Genomic DNA, 13894 nt, shown 5'->3' on the forward strand with positions numbered 1-13894 from the left:
ACGAGCCCGGTCTCGGTGTGCGTACCGTCGTGGGTGGTTCCGGCTGTCGTGAAACACAATTCACTTCATGAGAGTCACAGCGTCCTCAACGAGTACGGAAGAGAGGGCAGAGTCCGCCCCCGAAGAAAACCGCCGCTCGTGGGGGAGGAGACTGCGAACGGCGCTCTACCTGTGCGGGCTGGCCGGGCTGGCCTCGGTGCTGTGGGCGGGCAGTCTCAGGATGGATCTGCTTAGCCCGTGGGCACAGTTGTCGGCGTTGCGACCCCAGTTGAACGTGCTGGTCCTCCTACTCGCCGTGGTGCCGCTGTGGCGGCGACGCCTCGTGCTCTCGGCACTGACACTGGTCACCGCCCTGGTTTCCACGGCCGGGATGCTGCCTCCGACCTGGGGGACGAGCGGTTCGGCCTCGTCCGGTTCCGGCTCGGTCGGGATAGCGGTGTTCAACGTTTCCGCCGACGGCGCCGATCTCGCCGAGATCGCCCGGCAGATCCGAAGCACCGATCCGGAGGTGGTCTCGCTGCCCGAGGCCTCCAGTGGCTATGCCGGAAAGCTGGTCGACAGGCTCGCCCGCACCGGCAACGAGTACGTGTCCGAGACGGATAACCCCCTGGTCGGCGACGTCGAGCACCCGACCCGCAGGAGCACCGGCCCGTACCCCACCTCGCTGCTGGTGAAAAAGGAACTCCGGCCGGAGTTCGACACCGAAAAAGTCGCGGGATCGCTGGGCACGCTCGATGCGAAGATCACGGGCTCGGCGGTGACCTGGCACGTGGCCGCCGTGCACCCCCCACCGCCGCTTCCGGGAGCGACCTCGGGATGGTGGGCCAGCCACAGCCTGCTCAAGGAGTACTGTGATTTCGAGCGGCCGTTCGTGCTCGCCGGGGACTTCAACTCCACGCTGAACCAGGGGCCGATACGACAACTGACCTCCGGCGGATGCACGGACGTCGGTCGCACCGCCGGTACCGGACTGAGCACGACCTGGCCGTCCTTTCTGCCGGAGTTCCTCGGGATCACGATCGACCACGTGCTCGTCGGCGGCAGCGAGGTCAGTGCCGCCGACTACCGCACGGTCGACATCAGTGGCACCGACCACAGGGGACTGATCACCGAGGTGGAGCTGCCGCGACTGAACTGATCCGGTTCCGGTGACGGCCCTCGCTCCGGAAAGGTGGGAGCGGCCCGCCGCCGTCGCGGTTCGCGCGTCGTTCCCGATGCGGCGAAACACCGACCGCGCTGACGGGAACCGGCCACCCGCACGAGTTCCGGCACGACGTCTCGCGGCGGGGCTTCTCGGTGCCGGAAGCCTCGGCGTGGGAGGCTGCGGGTATGGCACAGCGGCTAGCCCGAGCGACCAGTCCGTACCTGCTCCAGCACGCCGACAATCCGGTCGACTGGTGGCCGTGGTGTCCCGAGGCGTTCGAGGAGGCCCGCCGGCGGGACGTGCCCGTGCTGCTGTCGGTCGGTTACGCGGCCTGCCACTGGTGTCACGTGATGGCGCACGAGTCGTTCGAGGACCCGGACACCGCCGCGGTCATGAACGAGCACTTCGTCAACATCAAGGTGGACCGGGAGGAACGCCCGGACATCGACGCGGTCTACATCCAGGCGACCCAGGCGATGACCGGCCAGGCCGGCTGGCCGATGACCTGCTTTCTCACCCCCGAGGGGGAGCCGTTCCACTGCGGTACCTACTACCCGGCGTCCCCGATGCGGGGGATGCCGTCGTTCCGGCAGCTGCTCGACGCGGTGACCAGCGCCTGGAACGAGCGCACCGAGGAGATCCGGCAGAGCGCGAGCCGGGTGGTGGAACACCTGGAGAGCCAGCGTGCGGCGCTTCCCGAGTCCCCCGTGGACGACGAGGCGCTGTCCGGGGCGATGACCGGCCTGGCCGAGGAGTTCGACGCGGACAACGGCGGTTTCGGCGACGCCCCCAAGTTCCCCCCGTCCATGGTGCTGGAGTTCCTGCTGCGCCACCACGAACGACTCGGCGACGAGGGCACGGGGCACCGCGCCGGGGAGATGGCCGAGAGTGTCTGTTCGGCCATGGCCCGGGGCGGGATCCACGACCAGCTCGCCGGGGGGTTCTCCCGCTACAGCGTGGACGCCCACTGGACGGTGCCACACTTCGAGAAGATGCTCTACGACAACGCGCTGTTGCTGCGTGTCTACGCCCACCTCAGCCGGCGCGCCGCCGCCGGGGCGGAGGTGCGGGAACCCGAGCTCGCCGAACGCGTGACCGTGGAGACCGCCGAGTTCCTGCTGCGTGACCTCGGCACCGAGCAGGGAGGGTTCGCCGCCTCGCTGGACGCCGACACCGACGGGGAGGAAGGGGCCACCTACGTGTGGACCCCGGAGCAGCTGCGCGAGGTGCTCGGGGAGGAGGACGGCGCCTGGGCAGCCGAGGTCTTCGGGGTCACCGAGCAGGGGACCTTCGAACGCGGGACCTCCACCCTCCGCTTGCCCCATGATCCCGAGGACACCTCCCGGTGGAACCGGGTGCGGGCGGCACTGTTCGCGGCACGTCGCCAGCGCCGACAACCGGCCCGCGACGACAAGGTGGTCACCGCCTGGAACGGGCTTGCGATCACGGCCCTGGTGGAGGCCGCCACCGCGCTGGACCGTCCCGAGTGGCTGCGTGCGGCGGAGAGCGCCGCCCGGCTGCTGACCGAGGAGCACCTGCGCGGCGGCAGGCTGGTGCGCAACTCCCGGGCCGGGGTGGCGGGCACCGCCGAGGCGGTGCTGGAGGACTACGGCTGCCTCGCGGAGGGACTGCTCGCGGTGTACCAGGCCACGGCGCGGCCACACTGGCTGGAGCTGGCGTGCGGCCTGTTGGATACGGCGCTGGAGCTGTTCTCCGACGAGCAGCACCCCGGGGCCTTCCACGACACGGCCTCCGACGCCGAAAGGCTGGTCAACCGTCCGGCCGACCCCACGGACAACGCCAGCCCCTCGGGGGCCGCCGCGGTGACCTCGGCGCTGGTGACGGCCTCCGCGCTCACCGGTCCGGAGCGGTCACAGCGCTACCGTGCGGCCGCCGAGCGGGCGCTGAACCGGGCCGGGCTGCTCGCCCGGCGCGCGCCGAGGTTCGCCGGTCACTGGTTGTCGGCGGCCGAGGCGACGCGTCACGGGCCGTTGCAGGTGGCCGTGGTGGGACCGGAAGGTCCCCAGCGCGCGGAGCTGGCCGAGGTCGCGCGGGGGAACGCACCCGGCGGAGCCGTCACCGTGGTGGGAGAGCCCGGTGCCGCGGGAAACCCGCTGTTGGAGGACCGGGGAACCCTGGAGGGCTCTCCGGCGGTGTACGTCTGCCGGGGCTTCGTCTGTGAGCGTCCGGTGGGTACCTCCGAGGAGGTCCGTGCGGCGCTGCGGGGGTGACCGCCGTGCCGGGGCCGCCCGCGAGGGCGGGTGGCCCCGGCGCTCCACCGGGGGAGAGGTTGTTCAGGAGTACAGGGCCAGCCAGATGGCCACGTGGTGACAGAGCGCCGCGGCCGAGACCGCCGCGTGGAAGAACTCGTGGTAGCCGAACACCTCGGGCCACGGGTCGGGGCGACGGACGGCGTAGCAGACGGCCCCGCCGGTGTAGAGCACTCCGCCGACCACGAGCAGCACCAGCACGGCGAGTCCGGCGTTGCTGAGCAGCTCGGGCAGCACGAACAGCGCGACCCAGCCGAGAGCCACGTAGACCGGCACCCCCACCCAGCGGGGCGCGTGGGGCCACGCGAGTTTCAGCACCACTCCGCCGAGAGCCCCACCCCAGACCACGGCGAGCACCACGGTTCCGACGGTGGGGCGCAGCGCGAGCATCGCCAGCGGGGTGTAGGTGCCCGCGATGAACAGGAAGATCATGGAGTGGTCCAGGCGCCGCATCCAGGTTCTGGCGCCCAGCGTGCGCCAGGTTCGGCGGTGGTAGAGGGCGCTGACCCCGAACAGACCCAGTACCGTCACCACGTAGACCGTGGTTCCCAGCGCGGCCCGGGCGGAGACCGTCACGGAGGCCAGGACGACGAGTACGGCCCCGGAGGCCAGCGCGACCATCGTGGACCAGAGATGGATCCACCCGCGCAGCCGTGGTTTCACGGGCGGAGTGGGGTGTCCGGAGGAACTCGCGGTAGTCACGGTTCGAGCCTACGACACGGAGACCCCGGGTACGGGGGAGTAGGTGGGCGTGCTCACGGGGAGGAGGGCGCCCCGTCCGGTCACGGTGCGCGCCCTCGGCGCGGTGCCCGCGTGGTCACCTGACGAGGCGGTCCGTTGTCCGCGTAGGCTTTGGGGACGTGGCGCTCAAGGTTCGGCTACGGGAACTCATCTACGACCTCTACGAGTGGCGGTTGCGGCGTCAGCTGGAGGGAGCCCAGCGTCCCAGGCACGTCGGCGTGATCCTGGACGGCAACCGCCGTTGGGCCAGAGAAGCCGGTTTCGACGCGGACTACGGCCACCGGGCCGGGGCCCGTAAGATCTCGGACTTCCTCGGCTGGTGCCGGGAGAGCGGGGTGGAGGTCGTCACGCTGTGGTTGTTGTCCACCGACAACCTCAGACGCTCCAGCAGGGAGGTCGACTCGCTGCTGGAGATCATAGCCGGGGTCGTCGAGGAGATCACCCAGCCGGGAACACCGTGGCGGGTGCGCATCGTGGGAGCGATGGACCTGCTTCCCACCGAGGTCGCCGAGCGTGTCTCGGCGGCGGCCCGCCGTACCGAGGACCGCGCCGGGATGCAGGTCAACGTGGCCGTGGGCTACGGCGGCCGGCAGGAGATCGCCGACGCCGTGCGCAAGTTGTTACAGCAGCACGCCGAGGCCGGGACCACCATCGAGGAACTCGCCGAGGTCCTCGACGTGGACCACATCGCCGAGCACCTCTACACCTCGGGGCAGCCCGATCCCGAGCTGCTGATCAGGACCTCCGGGGAGCAACGGCTCTCCGGGTTCATGCTGTGGCAGTCGGCGCACTCGGAGTTCTGGTTCTGCGAAACCTACTGGCCGGCCTTCCGCCGGGTGGACTTCCTGCGGGCGCTGCGCAACTTCTCGGCCCGACAACGCCGCTTCGGCGGCTGATCCTCGCCTTCCGGGGAGCCGTTTCCCGTCGGGGTTTCCGGCTCCGAACACGACGAAGGGCGGGGCGGAACACTGTGTCCGACCCCGCCCCTGGTCCGGAGTCACCGGTACTTCGGCGCGACCGAAGGGTGGTTTCCGGTGCTCAGTGGGCCTTGGCGTGGTCGACGATCGGGGCGTTGACGCACTTGGCCTTCTCCGGGGAGAGCAGCTCGACGACCGCACCGAGCACGGCGACGTCGTTGTTGCACAGCTGGACCGGCAACACGCTCAGGTTGTTGTCGTTGAGGATGTTGATGCCGTCGTTGTCCTTGGAGTCGGCGCTGGCCATGGGGGCCATCGCGAGCATTCCGGCCGCGGCGACACCAACGGTGGCGGTTGCCTTCTTCAGCACTTGAGGTCACTCTCCTTCTACGTCGAACAAGTCGGTTTTCACGAATCACCGCATGCCGGATGGATCACTCGGAGCGGTGAAAGTACTGGTTTCCGAAACCGTTGGCCTTACCGTCGCTCGCCTGTGGGGCACAACGTTGCGTGATGTTCTCGCTCAACGGTTCGGGGAACTCGGAGCCGGACCTCCCCGTTCTCCGGGGGCCGGCTCCGACTGCTCTGGCCGTGGGACGGCTCGGACTCAGTAGGCCTTGGGGTGGTCAACGATCGGGGCGTTGACGCACTCGGCTCCGCTCGGGGAGAGGATCGGCACAACCGCACCGAGCACGGCGATGTCGTTGTTGCACAGCTGGATCGGCACCGCGCTGATGTTGTTGTCGTTGAGGAGGTTGATGCCGTCGTTGTCCTTGGAGTCGGCGCTGGCGATGGGAGCCATCGCGAGCATTCCGGCTGCGGTGATGCCCACGGCGGCAGTTGCCTTCTTCAGCACTTGTTCGCTCCTTGTCGGTACACGGATGATCCGAACACGACCACCACGGTGGAACCCCAGCAATTCCCCAGTGGCCGTGCACACGCAGAAAAGCTATCGAGTGTTCGATCACGAGGAAAGCTGCGTAACACTATTGTGTATAACTGATCTTTCTTCCCTAAAGTTCTCCAGGATCTGGTTGATCCATTTACGAGGAGATTTCGTATAAAGCGGGTTGGTTTTCTGCGGGGCGAGGTTCCGTCGCGCGGAGTCCGCCGGCTCGCCTACCCTTCCGATGTGGACGAGCGGACCACGGTGACCGAGTACCTCAGGCTCGGAGCGCGTTTCGGCAGGCTGGACCCCCGGATCCTGCACGGCTACACCGGGGACGGACGGTTGCTGTCCGAGGTGTACTCCGAACCACCGCCCGTCGCGCGCGAACTGGCCGCCCAGGCGCGGCGGCTGCGCGGTCTGGTGCGTTCCGGAGACCTGCCCACCCGGCGCGGGGAGTTCCTGCTCGGCCAGCTCACGGCCCTGGACTGCCTGGGCCGGATGATGGCCGGAGCACGACCGTCCTTCGGCGCTCGACTGCGAGCGTGCTTCCAGCTCGACGCGGCCGTGGGAGATCCGGAACCGTACGAGCGGGCACACGCCGAACTGGACGCGATCCTTCCCGGAACGGGCTCGCTGTCCCGACGCATGGCCGCCTTCCGGGAACGCGACCGTGTTCCCCGGCGGGTGCTTCCGGCGTGCGTGCGGGCCCTGTCAGCCGCCCTGCGGGAACGCAGCCGCGAAGTGCTGGGGCTGCCCGGAGGCGAGTCGGTGGACTACCGCTTCGTCCCGGACCCACGGGTCGGTGGACTGCACCGTTACCTCGGAGACGGGAGGTCGCGGGTGTCGGTCGGGCTCACCGCCCCACACCGGGCGGGAAACCTGCCCCGGCTGGTCGCGCACGAGAGCTATCCCGGTCACCACGTCCAGCACTGTCGACAGCGTTTCCCGCAGCGCGCACCGGAACGGGCCGTCGTCCTGGCACAGACCCCCGAGTGCGTCGTGGCGGAAGGACTGGCCGAACAGGGGTTGGACGCGGTGGTCGGTTCCGGCTGGGGCGGGTGGGCTCGACGGGTGTTGAGCGGGACCCTGCGGTTCCCGCACGCCGAGCTGGCCGAGCGGGTGGACCGGGCGTTGCGGAAGCTCTCGCGGGCGCGTGGGGACGCGGCCGTCATGCTGCACGAGCACGGACGTTCCCGTGAACGGGTGTGCGCCTATCTACGACACTGGCTGCTGTTGGACGAGACCAGGGCCACGGCGTTGGTGGAGCTGTTGTCGGATCCCACCGCGGGAGCGCACGCGGTGGTGTGTTCGGAAGGAGAGAGGCTGGTCGCCTCCCGGATCACCGGGGACGACGTGGTCGAGACCGCGCGTGACTACCTGCGGTTGCTGGAGGAACCGCACGTCCCGCGTACGGTGCGTGCCACTCACGCGGCCACCGCCGGGGATCACACTGTCGAGTGAAATCGTGCGGGTTTCGGCGGGCACGGCGGAACCGGCCGCGTCGCTGCGCACCGCCTTCGGCGTTGCGCCGCCCGGGTGTGTGGATTCTGGCTTTCGGGTGACGATCCGTTGAATCACCTGTGTGGCTGCCTGCCAACCCCCGTCCAGCCGGGGTAGCGTCCGCTGTGACGGGCCGTGTCAGTGCGGTCCGTCCGGGGAGGCCCTCCACCGTGGCGCAGGCCGCCAGCGGGCTCCACCCGGTTGGTGCCCGGGCCACTGCTTCGGTGCAGGGCGGCCCGGCCCGCCGACGAACGGGTGTGCGAAGACCGCACCCGTTAGGGAGTAGCCGTGATGACACGACGTTCCCAGCAAGCGGAGTCCCTGCCCGACTCCGGATCCGCGCAGTCCCCCTCGCCGAACCGGTCCACCCCGGGTGTGTCCGAGGGGGTGGAGGTGCGCAGCTACGTGCTGGACACCTCGGTACTGTTGTCGGACCCGTGGGCGATCACCAAGTTCGCCGAGCACAACGTCGTCCTCCCGCTGGTGGTGATCAGCGAGCTGGAGGGCAAGCGGTACCACCCCGAACTCGGATGGTTCGCGCGGGAGGCACTGCGGGGGCTCGACGACCTGCGCGTGCGGTACGGCCGGTTGGACGAGCCGGTCCCGGTGGGGGACTCGGGTGGTCACCTGCACGTGGAGCTGAACCACTCGGACCCGGAGGTGTTGCCGCCGGGCTTTCGCACCGACTCCAACGACGCCCGGATCCTCGCCTGCGCGCTCAACCTCGCCGCTGAGGGGAATCCGGTGACCCTGATCAGCAAGGACATGCCGTTGCGGGTCAAGGCGGCCTCGGTGGCGTTGGACGCGGACGAGTACCGGGCCCAGGACGTGGTCTCCACGGGCTGGTCCGGAATGGCCGACCTGGACGTGTCTCCGGGCACGGTGGACGCGTTGTTCAAGGAGGGCTCCGTCGAGGTGGCCGAGGCCGGGGAGATGCCGGCCAACACCGGACTCCGGCTGCTGGCGGGAACGAAGAACGCGCTGGGACGGGTCACCGAGGACAAGACGGTGCGTCTGGTGCGCGGGGAACGCGAGGCCTTCGGGCTGCACGGCCGTTCGGCCGAGCAGCGGGTCGCGCTGGACATCCTGCTGGATCCCGAGGTCGGTATCGTCTCGCTCGGCGGGCGAGCCGGAACCGGCAAGTCGGCGCTGGCGCTGTGCGCCGGGCTGGACGCGGTCATGGAGCAGCGGCGGCACCGCAAGGTGATGGTGTTCCGCCCGCTGTACGCGGTGGGCGGCCAGCAGCTCGGCTATCTGCCGGGCAGTGAGGGCGACAAGATGCAGCCCTGGGGCCAGGCGGTCTACGACACGCTCGGCGCGTTGGCGGGCCAGGACGTGATCGACGAGGTCATGGACCGTGACATGCTCGAAGTGCTGCCGTTGACCCACATCAGGGGGCGTTCGCTGCACGACTCCTTCGTCATCGTGGACGAGGCCCAGTCCTTGGAACGCAACGTGCTGCTGACCGTGCTGTCCCGGTTGGGCTCCAACTCGCGGGTGGTGCTCACCCACGACGTCGCCCAGCGGGACAACCTGCGGGTGGGCCGACACGACGGTGTGGCCGCCGTGATCGAGAAGCTCAAGGGGCATCCGCTGTTCGCCCACGTCACGCTGACCCGTTCCGAGCGTTCCCCGGTGGCCGCCCTGGTCACGGAGATGCTGGAGGGCGAGTTCGTGTCCTGACGCCGTATCCGCCGTGGTGGCCCGATTTTGCCTAAAATTGGGCCACCACGGGGTGGGCACTGTCCTCGTCAGCGTGCGCGTGTCCGGAGTTCGGTCACCTGCCGGTCGAGTGTGGTTCTGAGGTCGGCCGCCCCGAGCGGGGCGAGCACGAGTTCGGGTTCCGAACCGCGCTGTTGGCGACGCACCGTGTAACGCCCGTCGGGTGGCGGGGCGTCGAACCAGCCGAGTGGTCGGCAGCGATGTCTGTTTCCGAGTGAGTCCCGGAGGTTGACGGTGAACTGGCCGTCCCGGAAGTGCGGTGCCTCGACGAGGTCGCGGAACGCGCGCACGGCCTGCCCCCGCCCGGCGGCGTCGCCACTGACCTGCTCCAGCACGTGCGACCCCGAGTTCGCCTCGGTCCGGAGGAGCCGTGCGGGTACCACCACCCGGGGACGGTTCCCGGGAGGAGCGGGCGGCATACCGAACAGGGTGGCCGCGGTGAGGGAGTCCCGGTGTAGCGAGATGTCCACATCGCCGCCCTGCTCCTCGGAGTCACCGGCTTCCTGCACGGCCAGCACCGCTCCGTCCCGCGTGGCCACGCACATCAGACGCACCACCCCGGCGGAGCTGTCGTCCGGTGTCCATATCCCCTCGATCCACAGTCCCGGTCCGGCCAGGGCACCCAGCGCGCGGGACAGGGCGGGAACCAGGTGCCCGTCGTGCAGCAGTCCGGCCTCACTCAACTGCGCCCGGGCGCGCCGGTGCAGCACGGCTCGTTCTTCGAGGGTCTCCCCGCAGGAACCGAGTGCGAGCGCTTTCGGATGCTCGTCGAGCCCGGCGACGTCCCAACACAGATCGAGCCACCACGGTGGCAGCACCCACCGTTCGGCCATGATTTCCCCCCGAAGGTTTCCTCCGTCGAGAAGTGACGGGGCCACGGTCACTGACCTGCGGGCTCATCCTCCGATGACCGGCGGCGCGGTCCGGGGCATGTCGTTGAGCCACACGTCCTCGTTCTCGACCAGCCAGCTCGGACGCTCGTGCTCCTCGTCCTCGCTGTCCTGACCACGTCCGGATGCCCCGGCTCCCGCCAGGGGCGTCCGGACGCCACGCGTGGGGCTCTGTCCACCGGCCGCGTTCGGCGGGGGCGAGGGTGCCGCCGGGTTCGGGCCACCCACACCGGCTCGCAGCCCCTGACCGGGGAGCGGTCCGGGACGAGCGCCACCGCCCGGGGGGAGAGCGGAACCGGAGGCCCCACCTCCGACCAGCACCCCCGGTGTGGGGGCCGGTCCACTCACCGCGCCGTATCCGCCGATGCCCGGTTTGCCCGCACCCGGCGGTGTCGTGGATGTTCCGGAGCCCGTCGCGGGGGGCGTGTTCCAAGCGGAGACACTGTCCGCCGGGGAGTTGGGGACGTGCGGGGAGGTTCCGGCGTCGTTGCCTCCGGTGACACCGCCACCCGCGGTTCCGGCAGGGGCGTTCCCTCCGCCGTGTCCCGCCGAGGGCTGCCCGCCGAAGCCGCCGGAGCCCACCGAGCCGGAGATTCCGCCGCCGACCCCGACGGTGCCCGCGCTCGACCCGAACGTGGCGGGCGAGGAACTACCCGGGTCTGCGCCGGACGAACTCGGATTCAGCGGATCCCGGGGAGGCGGCAGTGCCGGAACGCTGTTGTCCACCTCGTCGTAGCCGGGGGTGTAGATGTTCTTGACCACCGCACGTGCCTGGCGGGCCGCCTCCCGGCGTTCCTGTTCACGTTGCTGTGCGTCGTCGTAGAGGCCGTTGCTGAGTATCGTGGCCGTGCCACCGAGGACTTTCCGTGTGGTGCTCGCTTCTGGGGGTGGAGGGATCGAGGCCTTGGTCTGTTCGGCGGTGCTGCCGAGTTCCTGGATCTTCAACCCGGTCATCCGCATGGCCTCACCGAAGCTCTCGCCCCACTCCCGCACCGGCCGCGCGGCGGCCACGGCTGCCTCGGCACTGGTGCCCTGCCAACCCTCCCCGACGGCAGCCCGGCAGCGGGACTCCAGGTCTCCGAAGAGTTCGGAGATCTCCTGGCCGAGGGACTCCACCGCCCGCCCCTTCTCGGACATCTCCTCGGTGTTGAGGGTGTCCCGGAAGGAGTGAAGCCGTTCGTGGGACCAGGTGTCCCAGTTGTCGTGACCCTCGATCGAGGGGCTGTCGTACTCGGTGACGTTCAGGGAGCGTTGTTGGGAGGCGAGTTGGGCCCGTTCGCGTTGTGCTTCCGCCTGGGCCTGGGCCGCCTGATGTTCGGCGCTTCGTTCGGCCAGCGTGTCGTCGCCGGTCATCCCCTGGTAGATGTCGTATCCGGCGCGGGCGACTTCTTCAGTGACGTGTTGTATCTGACTGATCGGGTTCCAGCCCACGGTCGCTCCCTCTCCGCTGCTGTGGCCAGTAGATCCGGGTCAGTTCTGGGGTTCGGGCAGGCGGGGTTCGATGGTTTCGGCGATTTCTTTGGCTTTGGTGCAGGGGTCGTTGCCCTGGATCTGGTCGGCGTCGTACTTGACGACAACGGAGACGCTGCCTTGGGCTGCTGCCATGATCTGGCGGCAGAGTCCTTGTCCTTGAGCGCCGTTCACGACCGCGCTTCGGCCTGCTCGGTCACCGACCCGGTTCCGCTCGTACTCCGCGAAGTTGTTCCTGCGACTGTCCCAGGTACTCATGTCTTCGCCAGAGTTTTTGTAAATGGTGAAAAGAAAATTCTCTGCGGGAAAGTCGCATCCCGATGAACCGTACTCGTTGTCGACTCTCTCTCCGGAGTCTTCAATACCGACTTGGTCCAGCTCTGTGGGGGTGAGTGCGGTGCAGGGGTCGAAGTTGGCCAGGGTTGGTTCGGAGGGTGGGGCGCTGGCGGTGGGGTGGGTTTCGGAGTCGGGTCCGCCGCCGCATCCGGCCAGCAGCATTCCGACGGCGGCCAGTGTGCCCAGCAGCGCGGTGTGCGTGGTTCGCATGGGGCGCATCGGATCACAGGTTCCGTTCGAGATCGCGGGCGTTGTCCTCGTCGGTGGCCCTGGTGGTGCGGGCGGCGTCGCGGATCGTGGTGGCCGTCTGCCGCATGATCTTCTCCATCTTCACCATCAGCGCGACCGCCCCGGCCTCGGGGTGTTCGATCTTGTCGGCCATCTTGGTGTCCATGGCCCGCCCGATACGGCAGTCGCCGTAGGCCCCACGAGCGATGTACTGGTCTACGTTAATTACTTTGGAACTGAGTTCGTCGGCTTTGTCTTCCCAGACCTTGGCGAGGCGTTCGGCGGCGTCCTCGTCCAGGACCATCCGGCCGGAGTCGACAGCAGCGCGTAGTCCCCGCTGTTGTCCCCGCAGCTCGTCGGCCTGGGGGGCCAGCCCTCGCATTCCGGTGTCCGACTGGGTGTCTCGTGCGGACGGCATCCCCAGCATCACCCTTCCGTGTTTCCCCATGGCGGTGAAGACCGATGCGGAGTGTACACAACAGGGCACGTATTCGGGGGTGGTTTGTTCGGTTGCGGGTCCCTTGCGAGGGGTGATCTTGGGCACGAAGAACCCGCCGGTGTCGGGGACCGGCGGGTGGGGAGGGGCTGGTTCCTTGCTAGTGGAGTGCCTCCGGCAGGTCTCCGGTTTTGAGTGCGGTCAGGAAGGAGCGCCACGTGCTGGTGGGGAAGGTGTGTACGGCTCCGGTGGGGTTCTTGGAGTCGCGGACTCCGACCTCGGTGCCGGTGAGCCGTACCTCCACACAGTTGTCGCTGGCTCCGGAGCTGCGACTGCTTTTGATCCAACCGGTGTCGGACATCAGACCTCCTTGAGCGTGTCTTCGAGGAAGGTTCGTGACTCTTCCGGAGGAAGAGCGAGTTCGCACATCCTCTCGAATAGTACGGAGAGTACGCGGGTGTCTTCGTCTCCGTCGAGATAGACGGACGGTCCGTAGAGTACTGAGGAGAAGGCTACGGAATCACCGTGGTCACCGAAACCGAACAGGGTGAACCCACCTCCGCAGGCGGGATTCGCGGGGACTCCCACCGGTAACACGTGCACAGTGAGATTGTCGTGTTTCTCCGTCAAGGAGAGCACATGCTTCACTTGTTCGTTTCGCAGCGCGGGATCGTTGGACAGGTCCCGGAGTGCGTGTTCGGTGAGAACGACACGAATCCGTGCGGAGTTTTCGCTGTTCAGCGTCCTGGTTTGGCGGTGTAGGCGGTAGTCGACGCGCTGTTCGATTTCCTCAAGGGTGAAATCCGGAAGGATTCCCTCCCATGCGCTGATGACCGAGCGCAGGTAGGAAGGTGACTGGAGCAGTCCGGGGACGATGCTCGGTTCGAACGCGCTGATCTCGGTGGCGCTGGCCTCCAGATCGGCGAAACGCTGGTAGGCGTCGGGCAGCGTGTCCACGTAGGCTCTGCGTTTCTGGCGTTTCCGGGCCGATGTCGCCAGGGCCAGGGTCGTCTCCCGCTGTTGCTCGTCCACCTCGTAGAGAGCGAGCAGACTCTCCAGGGTGTCCGACGGGGGAGTGCCCTCTCCGTCCTCCAGCTGTGCGAGGCGGGACCGGGCCTTGCCGATCGCTTCGGCGGCCGTTCGTTGTGAATAACCTGCCTGTTCCCGGAGCCGACGCAGAGTGAGCCCCAGTTGTCGTCGTTCGAACGTCTGGCGAGCTCGCCCCATGCGCCTTCTTCTCCAAGTACACCCGATCAGAGGACTATTCAAAGACTGACGGTCAGTCTTAGTTTGCGGGTGGCGGTCAGACCGTCACACACAGTTCATCGTATCCAGAGCGAAAGGAACCCTG

At 68.4% G+C, this 13894-nt stretch carries 14 protein-coding genes; 5 read left to right on the forward strand and 9 right to left on the reverse strand.

The annotated features are described in order from the left end of the window. Positions 1-67 precede the first annotated feature (67 nt). Both ACTMO_RS0102735 and ACTMO_RS0102740 read left to right on the forward strand, forming a co-directional pair. A complete protein-coding gene (locus ACTMO_RS0102735; protein ID WP_157062774.1) occupies positions 68-1138 on the forward strand; it encodes an endonuclease/exonuclease/phosphatase family protein in 1071 nt (356 codons plus the stop codon). A 191-nt stretch (positions 1139-1329) separates the two neighbouring features. After that, positions 1330-3375, forward strand: coding sequence for a thioredoxin domain-containing protein (locus ACTMO_RS0102740; protein WP_019853125.1), 2046 nt, complete (start codon positions 1330-1332; stop codon positions 3373-3375). 63 nt (positions 3376-3438) lie between these two features. On the opposite strand, the gene trhA is transcribed toward ACTMO_RS0102740, so the two are convergent. Next, positions 3439-4116 carry a PAQR family membrane homeostasis protein TrhA gene (trhA, locus tag ACTMO_RS0102745; RefSeq protein ID WP_026448802.1) on the reverse strand — a complete coding sequence of 226 codons (678 nt, stop codon included), beginning with the start codon at positions 4114-4116 and terminating at the stop codon, positions 3439-3441. 158 nt (positions 4117-4274) lie between these two features. On the opposite strand from trhA, the gene ACTMO_RS0102750 reads away from it, so the two are divergent. After that, the gene (locus ACTMO_RS0102750; RefSeq protein ID WP_019853127.1) at positions 4275-5051 is read left to right on the forward strand and encodes an isoprenyl transferase; all 777 of its coding nucleotides are present in this window, start codon (positions 4275-4277) and stop codon (positions 5049-5051) included. A 142-nt stretch (positions 5052-5193) separates the two neighbouring features. On the opposite strand, the gene ACTMO_RS0102755 is transcribed toward ACTMO_RS0102750, so the two are convergent. Both ACTMO_RS0102755 and ACTMO_RS0102760 read right to left on the reverse strand, forming a co-directional pair. Continuing rightward, entirely contained in the window at positions 5194-5442 is a 249-nt protein-coding gene (locus ACTMO_RS0102755) for a hypothetical protein (protein WP_019853128.1), read from the reverse strand. 237 nt (positions 5443-5679) lie between these two features. Continuing rightward, positions 5680-5928, reverse strand: a complete 249-nt coding sequence (locus tag ACTMO_RS0102760) for a hypothetical protein (RefSeq protein ID WP_026448803.1) — start codon at positions 5926-5928, stop codon at positions 5680-5682. 276 nt (positions 5929-6204) lie between these two features. Between ACTMO_RS0102760 and ACTMO_RS20125 the strand changes: the two genes are divergently transcribed. Beyond that, on the forward strand, positions 6205-7422 hold the full coding sequence (locus ACTMO_RS20125) for a DUF2268 domain-containing putative Zn-dependent protease (protein ID WP_019853130.1): 1218 nt from the start codon (positions 6205-6207) through the stop codon (positions 7420-7422). A 330-nt stretch (positions 7423-7752) separates the two neighbouring features. Continuing rightward, positions 7753-9144 (forward strand): RNA 5'-3' helicase PhoH2, encoded by a 1392-nt coding sequence (gene phoH2 / locus ACTMO_RS0102770; RefSeq protein WP_019853131.1) that lies wholly within the window; start codon positions 7753-7755, stop codon positions 9142-9144. A gap of 68 nt (positions 9145-9212) precedes the next feature. Here phoH2 and ACTMO_RS0102775 read toward each other — a convergent pair whose 3' ends face one another. The 6 genes from ACTMO_RS0102775 to ACTMO_RS0102800 form a co-directional block, all read right to left on the reverse strand. Then, positions 9213-10016: an ESX secretion-associated protein EspG gene (locus ACTMO_RS0102775; RefSeq protein WP_019853132.1), complete on the reverse strand. Its 804-nt coding sequence runs from the start codon at positions 10014-10016 to the stop codon at positions 9213-9215. A gap of 63 nt (positions 10017-10079) precedes the next feature. Then, a complete protein-coding gene (locus ACTMO_RS0102780; RefSeq protein WP_019853133.1) occupies positions 10080-11504 on the reverse strand; it encodes a PPE domain-containing protein in 1425 nt (474 codons plus the stop codon). 39 nt (positions 11505-11543) lie between these two features. Then, entirely contained in the window at positions 11544-12089 is a 546-nt protein-coding gene (locus tag ACTMO_RS0102785; protein ID WP_211212896.1) for a DUF3558 domain-containing protein, read from the reverse strand. A 13-nt stretch (positions 12090-12102) separates the two neighbouring features. Further along, the gene (locus ACTMO_RS0102790) at positions 12103-12525 is read right to left on the reverse strand and encodes a hypothetical protein (RefSeq protein ID WP_211212897.1); all 423 of its coding nucleotides are present in this window, start codon (positions 12523-12525) and stop codon (positions 12103-12105) included. Between the two features lie 178 nt (positions 12526-12703). Continuing rightward, positions 12704-12904: a DUF397 domain-containing protein gene (locus tag ACTMO_RS0102795; RefSeq protein ID WP_019853136.1), complete on the reverse strand. Its 201-nt coding sequence runs from the start codon at positions 12902-12904 to the stop codon at positions 12704-12706. Then, entirely contained in the window at positions 12904-13770 is an 867-nt protein-coding gene (locus ACTMO_RS0102800; RefSeq protein ID WP_019853137.1) for a helix-turn-helix domain-containing protein, read from the reverse strand. Before ACTMO_RS0102800 ends, ACTMO_RS0102795 begins: the two co-directional genes overlap by 1 nt. Between the last annotated feature and the right edge of the window lie 124 nt (positions 13771-13894).

Source organism: Actinopolyspora mortivallis DSM 44261, assembly GCF_000384035.1.
Taxonomy (GTDB): domain Bacteria; phylum Actinomycetota; class Actinomycetes; order Mycobacteriales; family Pseudonocardiaceae; genus Actinopolyspora; species Actinopolyspora mortivallis.